Source organism: Paenibacillus sp. JT22N12, assembly GCF_056269365.1.
In genome coordinates, this window is sequence record NZ_JBWDNU010000002.1 from 1,092,610 (window position 1) to 1,108,309 (window position 15,700).

Here is a 15,700-nt window from a genome sequence, read left to right on the forward strand (position 1 = left end):
GAACAGGTCTGTCAGACCTGATTCAGCTTGCGGTACACAGATGGACGCACCTGCTGGTGCTTCTCGAATACGCGGCTAAAATAATAGCCGTTGTCATACCCGCAGCGCTGTGCGATCTCATCCATCGTCAGCGCTGTTTCTTTGAGCAGAAGAATGGCACGGGTGAGCCTGATATCGGTTATAAATTGAGATGGCGTCACGCCGAAGGAAGCGCGGAAACGCCGCGTCAGCTGAACCGGCGACATACCGAAGGCTGAGGCCAGTTCACCCAGCTGCAGCGCTTCGAGCGCCTGCTCCTGAAGTGCCTTCCGCACCGCAAGCATACGAGTGTCTCCTGTGGGCTTCGGCAGCCTTGCCGTCCTTTCACGCTCCATTACCGCCATGTTCAGCATATCTTCCACCATGTATGCCTTCCAGCACTGTGACCTCTCGTCCATGAATTCAGAGAGCTGCCGCAAGTGGGCAAAGCTGGTCGACAGCCGCAGCTTATCCGCGATTCTGACACGAACCTCCTCGAGCTGATAATCCACATTCTCTTCGCCGGCAAGCCATTCAAATTGAACGTAATGAAAAGTTACCGGTTTCAGGGCGCGGCGGTGAAACCAGACCTGCGGCGGGCAAAGGATCAGATCATTTTCTGCGGCAATGCCTCTTTGTTCCCCGATGCTGTATTCAAACTCACCCTTTTCCATGGCAAACAGAGTCCAATAGGGATAGCGGTCTTTGCTCAGTGCAAAGGCTTGTTTGCTGTTCCAGTAAAGATGGGCGAACAGCTTGATTCCACAGGAGCGAATTATGGAAATCACCTCTTTGAATTATGAAATAAAGTATATCCCATATTGTAACATGGTGCATTCATAGTGGTAAATGGTTCATATACAATGAAATAAAGTTAAAATCATTTACTCATAAGGCGGTGCAAAATGAGAAACGAAACGATCAACGCGGATATAACGGTAATAGGAGGCGGCTTGGCGGGTATATGTGCTGCCATTGCTGCTGCCAGACTGGGACAGAAGGTATCGCTGGTCCACAACCGCTCTGTTCTCGGGGGCAACTCCAGCAGTGAGGTGAGAGTGTGGGTATGCGGCGCAACGGCCCATGGAACCAACCGGTACGCCCGGGAGACGGGCATTATGGGCGAGCTGTTCGTCGAGAACCAGTACCGCAACAAAGAGGGAAATCCATATATCTGGGATCTCGTATTGTTGGAGGCGGTTCGTGCCGAGGCCAATATCAGCCTGTTCATGAACACGGATGTGCACGAAGCGGAAGCCGATGGAGACGGGGAAACCCGCAGCATCAAATCTGTCACAGGCTGGATGATGGGCTCCGAGCGCCGCATCCGGTTCGAAAGCCCGATGTTTCTTGACTGCACTGGAGATGGTCTCATCGGCTTTCTGGCCGGAGCCAGGCACCGCATCGGCAGGGAAGCCACATCGGAATACAATGAGGCTTGGGCACCTGAAGTTGCCGATGATATTACTCTGGGAAGCACCTTGCTGTTCTACACGAAGGATACCGGACAGCCGGTGAAATATATTGCGCCCAGCTTCGCCAAGGATATCACTGCCACCAACATTCCGATCAAGCGGGTTATTCGCAGCGGCGACAACGGATGCGCCTACTGGTGGATTGAATGGGGCGGAGAGCATGATATTGTAAATGAGAATGAACGGATCCGCGATGAGCTGTGGTCAGTCATCTACGGGATTTGGGATTATATCAAAAATTCGGGGCAGTTCGATTCCGGGACGATGACGCTTGAATGGGTTGGAAGCGTTCCCGGGAAACGGGAGTACCGCCGCTTCCTCGGCGACTATGTGCTGCATCAGAATGACATTTTGGCCCAAACGCCGTTCGAGGACAGAGTCGCTTTCGGGGGATGGTCCATCGATTTGCACCCGCCGCAGGGTGTCTATTCCCAGCAAAGCGGGTCGAAGCATCTGTACGCTGACGGCATTTATCACATTCCGTTCCGCAGCTTGTATTCTGTCAACGTCAACAATCTGATGTTCGCGGGACGCGATATCAGCGCTTCGCATGTGGCTTTCGGGACAACAAGGGTTATGGCCACCTGCGCGGTAATCGGCGAAGCTGCAGGTACAGGAGCCGCTTTATGCGTCCAGAAGGGGATTGCTCCGAGGGAGCTTCACGGCAGCCATCTGGAATTTCTCCAGCAGACCATGCTCAGGCAGGATGCCTCCATTATCGGGGTACCGAACAGGGATCCTCAGGATTTGGCGCGGACAGCCATTCTGTCAGCTTCAAGCAGTCTGAAGAGGCTCGCCGTAGAATCGGCTGATGGTTCAACACCCCTGAGCGCTGACATGGGTGTGCTGGTTCCGGTGGATCCTGAACTGAACGGGATGGATGTTTTGATCACGGCCGCAGCTAATACGATGCTGACAATCGAGATATGGCATACCGGCCGGGGAGAAAACTACGTACCGCATACGCAGCTTGGTAGATATGAGGTTGCCGTTGCGCCAGGACAAACGCAATGGGTGCATATTCCGGCAAAGTGGCGTCCGGAGTCCCCTGCCAACGCCTTTGTTATCATCAAGGCGAATGAAGCGATTTCCCTGCACACCTCTGCGCAGCCTCAGACGGGCATCCTTGTATTTGAGAAAGGGCGGAAGCCAATTGTTTCTTCCGATCTGGAAGAGGTCCAGCCGGATCAGCCCGTCGTGCAGTGGAGCATGCGGGGCAAGGTTCGCAAACCGTTTTGCATTCGTCTGACCGAGCCTACGGAAGCCTATTCACCGGATAAAATTGCAGGCGGCTTCGGGCGGCCTTACGGGGGGCCGCAGCTGTGGTCTTCCGGGCCGCTGGCAGGAGGCGAGGAGGAATGGGTTGAGCTTCGCTGGGATGTACCGCAGCAAATCAGCGAGATCCAGCTTACCTTCAATGACGATGTGAATGAGGATTTGATCAATTTGCATCATCATTTTACGCCGTTCGAAGTGATACCGGAGCTTGTGAAAAGCTACCGTCTTGAGGTATTGGTCTCGGGAGAGTGGATGGTGGTGGCCGAGGTTCACAATAACCGTCGGCGAAAAAGAATCCACCGCCTGCCCGAAGCCGTTACAGCGGGGATTCTTCGCTTTGCTGCTTCTGAAACCAATGGCTGTCCCCGGGTCGAAGTTTCGGAAATCCGGGTTTACGGCAAGTAGGCGCGCCCGGCATATGGCCGGAAATGAACAAGCTGGCGAACCGGCAGTGCTGGGATTGGAAGAGGGTTTCGCGTGCACTGGCTTTCTTTTCACCGGACTGTAGTGGTCCGGGCTGCCGGGATATTCGTATCCATTACAGGGACATGCGAAACGCATGTCTCTTTCTGTTTGATTCTTCTTAATCATTTTGGAATATTTTAGCTGCGATCGGTCCACACTAAGGATGAGATAGTAGACGAAAAGCGGCCCTGCTCCGCGCAGGCATCATCCTAGGAGGGACCACAATAATGAATCGAAAATGGAAGCAATTACTAGTTGGATGTATAACGGCTGTGATGGTGTTAACTGTACCTGCAGCTGCGTTTGCGCGCGAGGAAGCGCCTGCAAAAACGGCGCCTGCCGCTCAGGGAAACCTGGCGGAGTCCGCCAAATCGGCCATTCTGATGGATGCCGACAGCGGAACGATTATTTACGAGAAGAATAGTCATGCCCCACTGCCGCCGGCAAGCATCACGAAGGTGATGACTATGCTGCTTATTATGGAAGCCCTGGACGAAGGGAAAATCAAACTCACGGATAAGGTATCCACCAGCGAATATGCAGCATCCATGGGAGGCTCGCAGATCTTTCTGGAGCCTGGCGAGGAAATGAGCGTTGACGAAATGATCAAGGGCATTGCGCTTGCATCGGGCAATGACGCCTCGGTGGCTATGGCCGAGAAGCTTGCGGGGACTGAAGCGGAGTTCGTCAACCAGATGAACAAACGCGCGGCCGAGCTTGGAATGAAGAATACGCATTTCGAAAACTGCAACGGACTACCGGTAGCGAACCATTACTCGTCTGCGCATGATATCGCAGTAATGTCCAGGGAGCTGCTAAAGCATAGCGAAATTACAAAATATACGGGACTCTATCAGGACTACCTGCGCAAATCGAGCGAGAAACCGTTCTGGCTTGTCAACACGAACAAGCTTGTCCGTTTCTACAGCGGAGCCGACGGCTTGAAGACGGGCTTTACGACGGAAGCCAAATTCTGTCTGACCGCAACGGCCCGCCGCGATAATTTGCGAGTTATCGCCGTTGTCATGGGAGAGCCGAATACAAAGACACGCAACGCGGAAGTATCCCAAATGTTTGACTACTCATTCGCTCAATATATGAACCATTCAATCTTCAAGGAAGGCGATAAGATGGGCACCATTCAAGTGGAGAAGGGCAATATTCCGCAGCTGGAGCTCAAAGCGAAACACTCTTACAGCGTACTGTTGAAGAAAGGGAGCCCGGTGAAGGACATCCGCTATGAGCTTCGGATGGAGCCGCTCAAAGCGCCTGTAACCATCAATGATCCGATCGGCAAACTGATCGTCTATCAGGGCGATCAGGTACTCAACGAATTCCAGGTGGATTCGCCTGCTACGGTTGAGCGCGCCGGATGGTGGAAACTGTTCAAACGCGCCGGCGCCAACCTGTTTTCTTAAAGCTTTCGGCGTAAGCCGAGCTGCTTCGGAGGGATAGGCTTAGGCTTTCGGCAAGCCGAAACCGGCCTATCCAACATGCGGCGAATTCTGCCAACCAAGCGTTTTTTGTCAGCTCATAGCGTCTAGCTTCTAGTTTTGTCGTGAGGCAGGAATCGGAAGCGGGGATAGAGAATTCCTTGTTCAACATCATGCGGGTACTTGCGAAAGCAGGCGGTACGCAGCATAGCTACTATGCTGAGGGCCGCTGTATGCCGGGCTTCGCGGATTGCTTGACGTATCGTTCAGGCATTTTCTCGTAAAATCTGGACAGGCTCTTTCGATATCTTTTGATTCTGGGAGAGATCTTCCGGGTGCAGAAACGCAAAAACTTTTGGGAGTGAACAAGGCTATGAGTCTGCAGGTGGAATTGGAGCATTATCGCAATGTGCTCATCGTAAGGCTGCGTGGCGAGCTTGACCACCACACGGCCGATGTCGTTCGTTTCAAGATGGAGGAAGCGATTCTGCGGGGCAATACCGATCATATCATTCTTAGCTTGAAGGATCTTCTGTTTATGGACAGCTCTGGCCTTGGCGTCATCCTCGGCCGATACAAACAGCTCAAGGCCAAGGGCGGCAAAATGGTTGTCTGCGATGTTAACCAGGGCGTCTACCGGTTGTTCGAGCTGTCGGGTCTGTTCAAAATTTTATCGATTCACGAGAATGAGCGTTTAGCGCTCACAAGTCTGGAGGTCGTCTCATGAATGGAACGAATGAGATGAAGCTGACATTTTCCGCCCGTTCGGAAAATGAGTCGTTTGCCCGTGTTGCGGTTGCTGCGTTTATATCCCAGCTTGATCCGACCATGGAAGAATTGAGCGATTTGAAGACAGTCGTTTCTGAAGCGGTCACCAATGCCATTATTCATGGTTACGACAGCGATGCAAGCGGCATGGTTACGATTGAGGCGGTCATTACAGGCGATACCGTAAAAATTGTCATTAAGGACGACGGCAATGGAATTGAAGATCTGGATTTGGCCAGACAGCCTCTTTACACCTCCAAGCCGGAGCTTGAGCGTTCCGGAATGGGTTTTACGATTATGGAGAATTTCATGGATGGCTTTGACGTTTCGAGCGAACCGGGTAAAGGCACATCTATTGCGATGACAAAGCGCATCGAATCGAAAAAAGCGCTTTTTAATTAGGCGCATAGGGGTTGAACCGCATGGATGTTAATCTGAAACAAACGGCGCAGCCATTTTTGGACGATTCTGAAGTCAAGCGGTTGATTGCGCTTAGTCAAACCGGGGATACGCTTGCTCGCGATACGCTTGTGCACAGCAACATCCGGCTCGTTTGGTCGGTTGTTCAACGGTTCATGGGTCGCGGCTACGAGCCGGAGGATTTATTTCAAATCGGCTGCATCGGTCTGTTGAAATCGGTGGACAAGTTCGATTTGTCCTACGATGTCAAATTTTCCACCTATGCCGTGCCGATGATCATCGGTGAAATCCAGCGCTTCCTGCGGGACGATGGGACGCTCAAGGTCAGCCGTTCGCTTAAGGAGACAGCAAACAAGGTGCGCAAGACGAAGGACGAGCTGTCCAAGGTGCTTGGAAGGCTGCCGACAATTAAAGAGGTCGCGGAATCACTTGGCATTACGCCGGAGGATGTCGTGTTCGCCCAGGAAGCGAATAAGCCGCCTACCTCGATCCACGAAACGGTATTCGAGAATGATGGCGACCCCATTACCTTAATGGATCAGATCGCCGATGATTCCCAGGACCGCTGGTTTGATAAGCTGGCTCTCTCCGAGGCGATCAGCGGGTTGTCGGAGCGGGAGAGAATTATTGTTTTTCTAAGATATTACCGCGATCAGACGCAGTCTGAGGTTGCGGCAAGGCTTGGGATCTCGCAGGTCCAGGTATCCAGGCTGGAGAAAAAGATTTTACAGCTGATCCGCGATCAGATTGCATTGTAGAGGAATAGGTGCTGCAGCATAAAACCGGTTGCCCTTATATGGGGTAACCGGTTTTTTTTTGACTTTAAAGAATGCATAAGTTTCACGCCTATAAATTTCTATAGGGTTTGACGGAAGAAAATTAACCCAAAGAACGACGAAGCCGTTTCTTCTTGAACATTCAGATTTCAATAAAGGCAGAAAGCGGGTTACAAGTATTACCACTACCCGTCTGCAGCGGGAGAACCCCAGTATTGGCCGTGCAAAGACAGACGAAGCAGGCTGCGTACGGAATAATGGCAGAAATTGTTCGCGCAGGGGTGACTATCCAAGGCAGCCTTTAATCATACTAAAGGGAATAACCCCAGTTGGGCACGGGTGATTGGAGGGAGCGGACATGGGATCAGCAGCTAATTCGACTCTTTATTTGCGTCTGCGCAAGCGAATCCTGATCAAGCCTGGCGGAAGCGTCACGCTTGGGCAGGCGGCCCGTATCTTCAGCGCCGACTCTGTGATGGAGTCCAGGCTCCAGACTCTCCTGCTTCATCAGCATAAGAGCAAGGACGGGAACCGTGTAGTTATCGACCTGCTCCAGATCATTCAAGCCATTCGCGAGGCCGAAGCTGAAGTGGATATCGAACCCTTCGGAGATCCGCAGGTGCTGGTCATCGTTTTGGATAATCCGCCCAAACCGAAGATGCTTGTGCTGGCGGCAGCCTGGCTGTTGTTGTTTTTCGGATCCGGGCTCGCCATTATGAATTTCCACACGGATGTCAGCATGAAGGAGGTTCACATCCGGATTACGGAGCTTGTGACCGGCCGCAAGAATGATCACCCACTGTGGTTTCAAATTCCTTATTCCATCGGAATCGGGGCGGGAATGATCGTTTTTTTTAACCGTCTGTTCCGTAAAAGGTTTAACGAGGAACCTAATCCGCTGGAAGTCGAGCTTTATATATACGAGGAAAATGTGAATGACTGCGTCATCGCCGAGGAAATGTATAAAAAGAACGAAAACATCCCGATGAAAGCGAAGATCCGCAATGATTAGCTGGGCCGCTAACGGATTTGCCGCAATATTGGGCCTTGCCGGGGGCCTTGCTGTCGGAAGCGGGTTTGTAGCTCTGATTATTGTGCTTGATATCATTCCGAGACTGGCCCAGCTTGCTTTTGCCTACCGCAAATCAATCTGGTTTGAAAGCTCCGTTATACTGGGGGCGGTGTACTGGTCCCTGGCGGATTTTATGGACTGGCGTCTGTCGCTGCCGCGCCATCTTACTTTGGCGTTCATGGGGCTGTTCGACGGTATCTTCGTAGGCATGCTGGCCGCAGCTCTCACCGAGGTCATGAATGTTCTGCCCATTCTGGCGAAAAGGCTGAATTTAAGCAGCTTTACAGTATGGCTGGTGACGGCGATGGTGCTTGGCAAGATCGTAGGCTCATTATTCGACTGGCTCTATTTTCAATGGCCGGAATGAATTCTTGCAAATCTTCTTACTGGTCCGCAGGACTGACTATATATTTTCTAAATGGAGGCAGGGAGTATGAGACTGGATGAGCATAAAGAATTTAAACCTTCTCCCATGATTATCCCTAAGCCTGTCGAAGGGCAATGGAAGGAAGGGAATTATGGCATTAAGCCTCGGCCAATAGGCGAAGAAGTGGATATTGAGCCTTTGCTGGAGGAACTTGAGATCCTTGCAGATGCCCTGGTGGATTCGCAATCAGAAGAACATGCGGATGGCAGGGAAGACTCCGGTGAAAGGATGGAAGCGCAGGAGGGGGTACTTCAGGCAGATTCTGCAGGAAGTGAGGAGGGGGAAGGCGAGGACGAACCCGGATATATAGAGAAGCAGTTTCAATCAGAAACAACCGGCGGAGGAAAGCAGGATCTCGGGATGGAAGCGGCAGAAGACGAGGGAATGCGGGCAATCTCTAGTGACGGAGAGGAGCAGAACCCGGCTGTAGGAGCAGAATCAGCTGACGGTGAGGAGCAGGGGCTTAAGCTTAAGCGGGAATTCGCAAGTAGGGACTCCGTGCCGGAGTCTGACAGCCGGAATGCTGATAAGAGTCAGGCCGGATCGGCAATTGGGGAAGAGCAGGAATTCGAAATAGATCCTATTATCGGGAAGTGGAAAGAGCAAAGGCAGGAGAAGCAAAAACGCGAACCGCATCCGATACCGGTGGTGCTTGAGTTATTTATCAAGAAACTGGAGGATGAGATCGGTTATAAAAAAAGCTTCGATGTGGTCGTCAGGGAAATGACATTCGGCGAGAAGCGGACCGCATTGTTTTTCCTTAATGGTTTTGCCAAGGATACGGTGCTTACAGAGGTGCTGAAACGCTTGACGTATCTGCAGCCTGAAGATTTATCCACGGGCGTGATTCACTCCTTCCTTGAATTATACGTCCCGGCTGTCCAGGTCGCCCGCGAAAGCGACTGGGATAATATGATGACAGCCGTGATGTCCGGCGCAACGGCTCTTTATATAGATGGGGAAAGCACGCTCCTCATGATCGATGCCAAGAGCTTCCCCTCACGGCAGCCGGAAGAGCCGTCGCTTGAACGCGTCGTGCGCGGCAGCCGCGACGGGTTTGTGGAAACGATGCTTGTGAATGTAACGCTCGTGCGCAGACGGCTGCGGGACAAGCATCTGCGCTATGAAATCATGAGGCTCGGAGACCGCACCCAGACGGATATCTGTTTGGCTTATATCGACGATATCGCCGACATGGAACTGGTGGAATCGATTCGGGATAAAATATCGCAGGTCAAGCTGGACGGTCTGCCGTTTGCTGACAAGCAGCTTGAGGAAGCAACCGTGAAGCGGGGATGGAACCCTTTTCCACTCGTAAGGTATTCAGAGCGACCCGATGTGGTGGCTGTGCATCTGATGGAGGGCCATGTCGCCGTCTTCGTGGATACGACACCCAGCGTCATGATGCTGCCGACAACCTTCTTTGATCTGATTCAGCATGCCGAGGAGAACCGTCAGACGCCATTCATTGGCACATACTTGCGCTGGGTGCGTTATATAGGCATACTCGCATCGCTTTTCTTGCTGCCGATCTGGTTTTTGTTCACGCTCCAGCCGGAGCTGAAGCCGCATTTCCTTGAATTTGTTGGTGTGCAGAAGGCAGGCAGGCTGCCGCTTGTCGCTCAATTTCTATTGGCCGAGCTGGGCGTTGATATGCTGCGGCTTGCCTCTGTGCATACACCCACGCCGCTTGCCACAGCCATGTCATTGATAGCCGCTATATTGATCGGCGACATCGCGGTGCAGACCGGGCTGTTCGTCAATGAGGTCATTCTGTACATGGCTGTTGCTGCGATCGGAATGTTTGCGACACCAAGCTATGAGCTTGGTCTTGCGAACCGGATCGTCCGTCTGATTCTCATTGTTGCGGTGGCTGCATTCAAGGTGCCGGGCTTCATGATCGGGACAACCTTTCTGCTTATCTATCTGGTCGTGAGCCGATCATTCAACCGTCCCTATATGTGGCCGTTCATTCCATTTGATATGCAGGGACTATGGAGTGTCATCATCCGCATACCTGTCCTGCACAACCGCACCCGTCCGAATATGCTTAAGCCGCAGCAGCGCAAACGGATGCCCGAGAGCAACAAGAAGTAATTCCATTTTGCAAAAAATACAAATCTAATGCGTATTTATCCATTTCGGTCAGTGGGGGAATCGGGTATACTCGTGTTAAATGGTGCAAACCAGCCAATTCGAATAATTGGAGAACACGGAGGGAAATACATGTACTTACACGGAACCAGTAAAATCAACCCGCAGGGACATTTGGAGATTGGCGGCTGCGATACCGCAGATCTCGCGAAGCAGTTCGGAACACCGTTATATATTGTCGATGAGGCGCTTGTTCGCCAGCGTGCCCGCGAATATGTCGAGTCTTTCCGGGCATCGGGCCTGAAATTTCAGGTAGCCTACGCCAGTAAAGCATTCAGCGTTATGGCCATGTGCGCGATTGCGGAGCAGGAGGATCTTTCCCTTGATGTCGTATCGGACGGCGAGCTGTACACCGCTATCAAAGCGGGGTTCCCGGCTGGACGCATTCATTTCCACGGCAACAACAAGACTCCGGAGGAAATCAATATGGCGCTTGATGCCAATATCGGCTGTTTTGTTGTGGACAATTTCATCGAGCTTGCTCTGCTGAACGCGTTGGCTGGCGACAAGGGCAAAAAAGTCAATGTGCTTCTGCGCATCACGCCGGGTGTTGAAGCCCATACGCATGATTACATCTCAACAGGTCAAACCGATTCCAAATTCGGTTTTGATCTGGGCAATGGCTCCGCTTATCGCGCTATTGAAGAAACGGCTTCGCTGGCTAATCTTGAGCTGCTGGGCGTACATTCCCATATCGGCTCGCAAATTTTTGAAGTCGAAGGCTTCCAGATGGCGGTCGACAAAGTAGCCGGCTTTGCCGTGAAAGTACGCGATGAGTTGAAAATCACATTCCGCGTCATCAACCTTGGCGGGGGCATTGGCATCCGCTATACGGAGGACGACACACCGCTCCCGATTTCTCAATATGTGAAGGCTATTACGGATTCCATCAAATCCAACTTCTCGGCAGCCAGCTATCCGCTTCCGGAGATCTGGGTCGAACCAGGCAGAAGCATGGTAGGCGATGCGGGAACGACCTTGTACACGATCGGGACAAGCAAAGAAATCCCGGGAGTCCGCAAATATATTGCTGTTGACGGTGGGATGACCGACAATCCGCGTCCTGCTCTTTATGAATCCAAATACGAAGCTATGCTCGCCAACCGCGCCAATGATCCGGTTGTAGAAACCGTAACCGTTGCCGGCAAATGCTGCGAGAGCGGCGACAAGCTTATTCTGGATCTTGAGCTGCCAAAAGCGGAAATCGGCGACCTGCTCGCTGTCTCCTGTACTGGAGCCTACAACTACGCCATGGCGAGCAACTACAACCGGATTCGCCGTCCGGCAGTCGTATTTGTCAAAGACGGCCAGGCAGATGTTGTGGTTAAACGCGAATCAATGGACGATATTATCGGCAACGACGTCATCCCGGCCCGCATGCTGCAGCAATCCGCTGCCAAATAAAGCGCTGAATTATCCCGTTGTCACCGATGTCCCCCACAGCTGATGGATTTTCTGTGGGGGACATGCTTTGTATACACATACGTTCATGCTATAATATCAAAAGTCAGATGAGAAACAGTTTTCTGCTTTGTAATACCAAACGTTTTGCCCAGCCGAACGATCCCTTGATCTTGTCCTCAAGTATTGGTATCTTGATCTTTAAGGTGTAGTATCTTGATCCTTAATCTTTGATGTCTTGATCTTTAAGGTTTGATGTCGTTGACCTTTAACACTTGGCGCAGCCGAACGGATCTCTAAAGGTCAGCTTCCGGACGGAAGGCAGGACGCGGCAAGTAGCAGACGGTTGCGGGAAAGCGGCGAAAGCAGCAGGCACCACGGGCAAAAAGTGTCTTAAACGCGGAAAAAGTCAAGTGTGTACGCGTAAGCGCACGTAAACGATCCCACCGCCGAAAGTTTCATCGAAGACGGCCCCGCAGCAGTCACGCCCCGTCCGGGGTCCAGGGGCGGAGCGCCCTGGGGTCCCCCTTAGCGAAGGGGGATTTAGGGGGATGTTAATTTTAATTCCAGAAAGGATATGATCAAATTGGCAAAACAAGCAAAAATCACCATGGAAAACGGCGCAGAGGTAAAAATCGACCTGTTCGAAAAAGATGCGCCCAATACGGTAGCAAACTTTGAGAAGCTGGCAAATGACGGCTTTTATAACGGTCTTGTATTCCATCGTGTCATTCCTGGCTTTGTCGCACAAGGCGGATGTCCGAACGGTATCGGCAACGGCGGTCCAGGCTACCAGATCGATTGTGAGATCAACCCGAACAAGCATGAGCGCGGAGCGCTTGCGATGGCCCATGCCGGCCGCAACACAGGGGGAAGCCAGTTCTACATCGTGTTTCAGCCGCAGCCTCATCTGGACGGAGAGCATACGGTTTTCGGCAAAGTAACCGAGGGCATGGAGCATGTGGATGGCTTTAAAGGCCGCGACAAAATGCAAAAAGTGGAAGTCGTTGAAGTTTAAAATTATTATATATCGGTAAGCCAAACAACCCGTGCAGGCGTTCATGCCTGCACGGGTTGTTTGTTTCGCAGGGAGGAGACTCGTTTAATAACCTTTAACGCAGCTAATATTACCGTTTTCGCCGCTTGTCACGGCCGAATGCTGCGAATCGAGAGGAGGGGTTCATATGTTGCCTCAAACCTATTATGTGTCCATCACTTCTGGAACGATTGAAACGGAATTGACCGGAACAGACCAATTAACCGTTCAGGCGAGCGAGGACGAACTTGCTCTGCTTCAGCATAAGCTGGACAAGGAAAAATATACGGACGATATCACATCGCTGCGCGCGATCATTCCGTTTAAATCCTCGGATCATGATAAATCGGAAGAGCAGTACAGCGAAGATATTCGAGATTTGTACGCATATATTTATCAAATCGGCACGCTGGAGACGAAAAAGCATATTGAATCCATGAAGATACTGCCTAAACTGACCAATCAGGATTACACCATGCCAGGCTACAAGAAATAAAAAAAGGACCCGCTTGGCATGAGCGGGTCAAGTCAATCTATATGAATGGGGGGTCGTTATTTAGAAGTATAGCGGCCCTACCTTAAGACAAAATGAAACAAACCTGATAATTAAATTAAAATTCAAAGAGCAAGCCTATTGGGCTATTAACTGAGGCAAGGATGAAAATCCTTGCTTTTTTCATTTTCAAGTGGTACTATTTCAATCAAGTTAATCCATTTGTTTGGTAGGATTAAGCAACATCAAATATTTGCAACTACCTTCGGGGTCGGGTGAAATTCCCAACCGGCGGTGATCAAAGCATGTGAATGAGGGTTTACCCGAATTCCGGCTTTGTCAGTCCGTGACCCGTTTCGCATAATATCGGTTCTCCTAGTGAGGATTCGGCAGTGAAACGGTGGACCTGGTGTAAATCCGGGACCGACAGTACAGTCTGGATGGGAGAAGGGGACGTTTGCAAAGCTCATTTTCATTTCTTGTCTTCTTTGTTCTTTTTTTCACAAAGATGACTGGTTTGTTTGAATGTGCCTTTGATCCGTCTTTTTCAAGATTTTCAAACCATCACCCCGTCGGCAGCTTGCCTGCATAGGGGTGATTTTTTATTTCCATTGAGGTGTTGAATGACGAAATGTACATGAAGCTGGCCCTGGACATGGCATCTAAAGCGAAAGGGCAAACCGGCATTAATCCGGTTGTCGGCTGTGTCGTGGTGAATGGCGGCCGTATTGCCGGTCTTGGCGCCCACCTCAAGCGGGGGGAAGGCCATGCCGAGGTACATGCGCTTGCAATGGCTGGAGAAAATGCGGAAGGGTCTACCGTTTATGTAACCCTTGAGCCATGCAGTCATCATGGGAGGACCCCGCCCTGCTGTGAACGGATCATCGAAGCAAAGGTTTCCCGGGTGGTGGTCGCTTGTCTGGATCCCAATCCCTTGGTTGCAGGCCGCGGTGTTGCCCGTCTTCGGGAAGAAGGAATCGCCGTTGAGGTCGGACTGCTGGGTGAAGAATCGCGCCGTATGAATGATGCCTTCAATAAATTCATTACCAAGAGGCTGCCTTACGTAACGATGAAAACAGCGATGACGCTGGACGGGAAAATCGCCGCCAGGACGGGCGACAGCCGGTATGTAAGCGGGCCGGAATCGCGTGCGCTTGTACACACCTTAAGGCATCAGAATATGGCGATCATGATCGGGGTGCAGACGGCAATCGCGGACGATCCGGAATTAACGACGCGGCTGAGCGTTCCTGCTCTTCACCCGATCCGCATTGTAGTCGACTCCAGGCTTCGCCTGTCAGCAAAGGCAAGGCTTCTAAAGGATCGTACCTCCCGCGTCATTGTGCTGACTGTCGAAGGCGCTGATGCCGGGAGAAGAGCTGAGCTTGAGGCACAAGGGGTAGAGGTGCTCAGCTGCGGGTCGGGCGATAGAGTTGATTTGCGCATGGCGATGCACAAACTCGGCGAGCTTGAGATTGCTTCCATTCTGCTCGAAGGCGGAGGCGTGCTGAACGGCTCTATGCTGGAAGTTGGGCTTATCGACAAGATTATCCTCTTCGTTGCGCCCAAGCTGATAGGAGGTCCCTCCTCGCCCGAAGCTTTCACGTTTGGCGGATTTGAAAAAATGAGTGAGGCGATTGAACTGTCCGAGCTGACTTTTGAACGTATCGGCAGTGATCTCTGCCTGACAGGTTATCCGGATTACAAGCATCTGCCGGAAGCAGATTAAACAAGATTGAAGAAATTGTAAGGGAGGTGTGGGCGTGTTTACAGGTCTGATTGAGGAAATTGGCGCCCTGAAGCGAAGCTATAAGCAGGGGGAAGCGATGATGATGACAATCGAAGCTTCCCGCGTGCTGGAGGATGCGGCGATTGGCGACAGCATCAGCGTAAATGGCGTTTGCCTGACGGTAACGGAGCTGTCGGGTTCAACTTTCACGGCAGATGTGATGCCGCAAACTTTTCGCCATACCAACTTGAAGGATACACGGCCAGGCGACAGGGTCAATCTGGAGCGGGCTATGAAAGCAGGGGGACGCTACGGCGGCCATATTGTTCAGGGACATGTGGATGGGACAGGAACCATTGCTACCCGGACAACGGATGCAAACGCGGTTGTTTTTACGATTCGGCCGCATGACAGCGACTTGATGAGGTATGTAATTCCGCAAGGCTCGATCACAGTTGACGGTATCAGCCTGACGGTGGTCGATGTGGATTCCATTGCTTTCACAGTCTCGATTATTCCCCACACGCTTCGCGCGACCGCTCTGCAGCTTAAGCAGGCGGGCAGCAGCATCAATATCGAATGCGATGTACTGGGCAAATATGTGGACCATCTGCTCCACTTCAAAGGCGGAGCTAAAGAGGGAGCAGCTAATGGAGCAGGCGGCGGCAAGCAGGCGGCCGGCCCCAGAGGGATCACAGCCGCGTTTTTGGCTGACAATGGCTTTTATTAAGCGACCGACACCTAGACGATAAAGG

General features: G+C 51.8%; 14 protein-coding genes and 1 riboswitch. Of the genes, 13 read left to right on the forward strand and 1 reads right to left on the reverse strand.

What is annotated here, in order from left to right; all coding sequences use genetic code 11:
* Positions 1-11: 11 nt before the first annotated feature.
* Complete coding sequence (locus AC0YOA_RS10270; RefSeq protein WP_475786477.1) at positions 12-806, reverse strand: helix-turn-helix domain-containing protein; 795 nt, start codon at positions 804-806, stop codon at positions 12-14.
* A gap of 117 nt (positions 807-923) precedes the next feature.
* Here AC0YOA_RS10270 and AC0YOA_RS10275 point away from each other — a divergent pair, with 117 nt between their 5' ends.
* The 13 genes from AC0YOA_RS10275 (at position 924) to ribE (ending at position 15,675) form a co-directional block, all read left to right on the forward strand.
* Positions 924-3,176 carry an FAD-dependent oxidoreductase gene (locus tag AC0YOA_RS10275; RefSeq protein ID WP_475786478.1) on the forward strand — a complete coding sequence of 751 codons (2,253 nt, stop codon included), beginning with the start codon at positions 924-926 and terminating at the stop codon, positions 3,174-3,176.
* A 287-nt stretch (positions 3,177-3,463) separates the two neighbouring features.
* Entirely contained in the window at positions 3,464-4,654 is a 1,191-nt protein-coding gene (locus AC0YOA_RS10280) for a D-alanyl-D-alanine carboxypeptidase family protein (protein ID WP_475786479.1), read from the forward strand.
* Positions 4,655-5,042: 388 nt separating this feature from the next.
* The gene (gene spoIIAA, locus AC0YOA_RS10285) at positions 5,043-5,396 is read left to right on the forward strand and encodes an anti-sigma F factor antagonist (RefSeq protein WP_210041686.1); all 354 of its coding nucleotides are present in this window, start codon (positions 5,043-5,045) and stop codon (positions 5,394-5,396) included.
* Complete coding sequence (gene spoIIAB / locus AC0YOA_RS10290; protein WP_210041684.1) at positions 5,393-5,839, forward strand: anti-sigma F factor; 447 nt, start codon at positions 5,393-5,395, stop codon at positions 5,837-5,839. The genes spoIIAA and spoIIAB overlap by 4 nt, the downstream gene beginning before the upstream one ends.
* Before the next feature lie 20 nt (positions 5,840-5,859).
* Positions 5,860-6,615: an RNA polymerase sporulation sigma factor SigF gene (sigF, locus tag AC0YOA_RS10295; RefSeq protein ID WP_210041676.1), complete on the forward strand. Its 756-nt coding sequence runs from the start codon at positions 5,860-5,862 to the stop codon at positions 6,613-6,615.
* Positions 6,616-6,991: 376 nt separating this feature from the next.
* The gene (locus AC0YOA_RS10300; RefSeq protein WP_475786480.1) at positions 6,992-7,645 is read left to right on the forward strand and encodes a stage V sporulation protein AA; all 654 of its coding nucleotides are present in this window, start codon (positions 6,992-6,994) and stop codon (positions 7,643-7,645) included.
* A complete protein-coding gene (locus AC0YOA_RS10305; RefSeq protein ID WP_210041672.1) occupies positions 7,638-8,072 on the forward strand; it encodes a stage V sporulation protein AB in 435 nt (144 codons plus the stop codon). Before AC0YOA_RS10300 ends, AC0YOA_RS10305 begins: the two co-directional genes overlap by 8 nt.
* Positions 8,073-8,492: 420 nt before the next feature.
* The gene (locus AC0YOA_RS10310) at positions 8,493-10,229 is read left to right on the forward strand and encodes a spore germination protein (RefSeq protein ID WP_475786648.1); all 1,737 of its coding nucleotides are present in this window, start codon (positions 8,493-8,495) and stop codon (positions 10,227-10,229) included.
* 129 nt (positions 10,230-10,358) lie between these two features.
* Entirely contained in the window at positions 10,359-11,690 is a 1,332-nt protein-coding gene (gene lysA / locus AC0YOA_RS10315) for a diaminopimelate decarboxylase (protein ID WP_475767971.1), read from the forward strand.
* A 583-nt stretch (positions 11,691-12,273) separates the two neighbouring features.
* On the forward strand, positions 12,274-12,705 hold the full coding sequence (locus AC0YOA_RS10320) for a peptidylprolyl isomerase (protein WP_210041668.1): 432 nt from the start codon (positions 12,274-12,276) through the stop codon (positions 12,703-12,705).
* A 166-nt stretch (positions 12,706-12,871) separates the two neighbouring features.
* Entirely contained in the window at positions 12,872-13,219 is a 348-nt protein-coding gene (locus tag AC0YOA_RS10325) for a hypothetical protein (RefSeq protein ID WP_475786481.1), read from the forward strand.
* A gap of 254 nt (positions 13,220-13,473) precedes the next feature.
* Positions 13,474-13,672: riboswitch (FMN riboswitch) on the forward strand.
* Positions 13,673-13,847: 175 nt separating this feature from the next.
* A complete protein-coding gene (ribD, locus tag AC0YOA_RS10330; protein WP_475786482.1) occupies positions 13,848-14,945 on the forward strand; it encodes a bifunctional diaminohydroxyphosphoribosylaminopyrimidine deaminase/5-amino-6-(5-phosphoribosylamino)uracil reductase RibD in 1,098 nt (365 codons plus the stop codon).
* 34 nt (positions 14,946-14,979) lie between these two features.
* Positions 14,980-15,675 carry a riboflavin synthase gene (gene ribE, locus AC0YOA_RS10335; RefSeq protein ID WP_475786483.1) on the forward strand — a complete coding sequence of 232 codons (696 nt, stop codon included), beginning with the start codon at positions 14,980-14,982 and terminating at the stop codon, positions 15,673-15,675.
* The last annotated feature ends 25 nt before the right edge of the window (positions 15,676-15,700 follow it).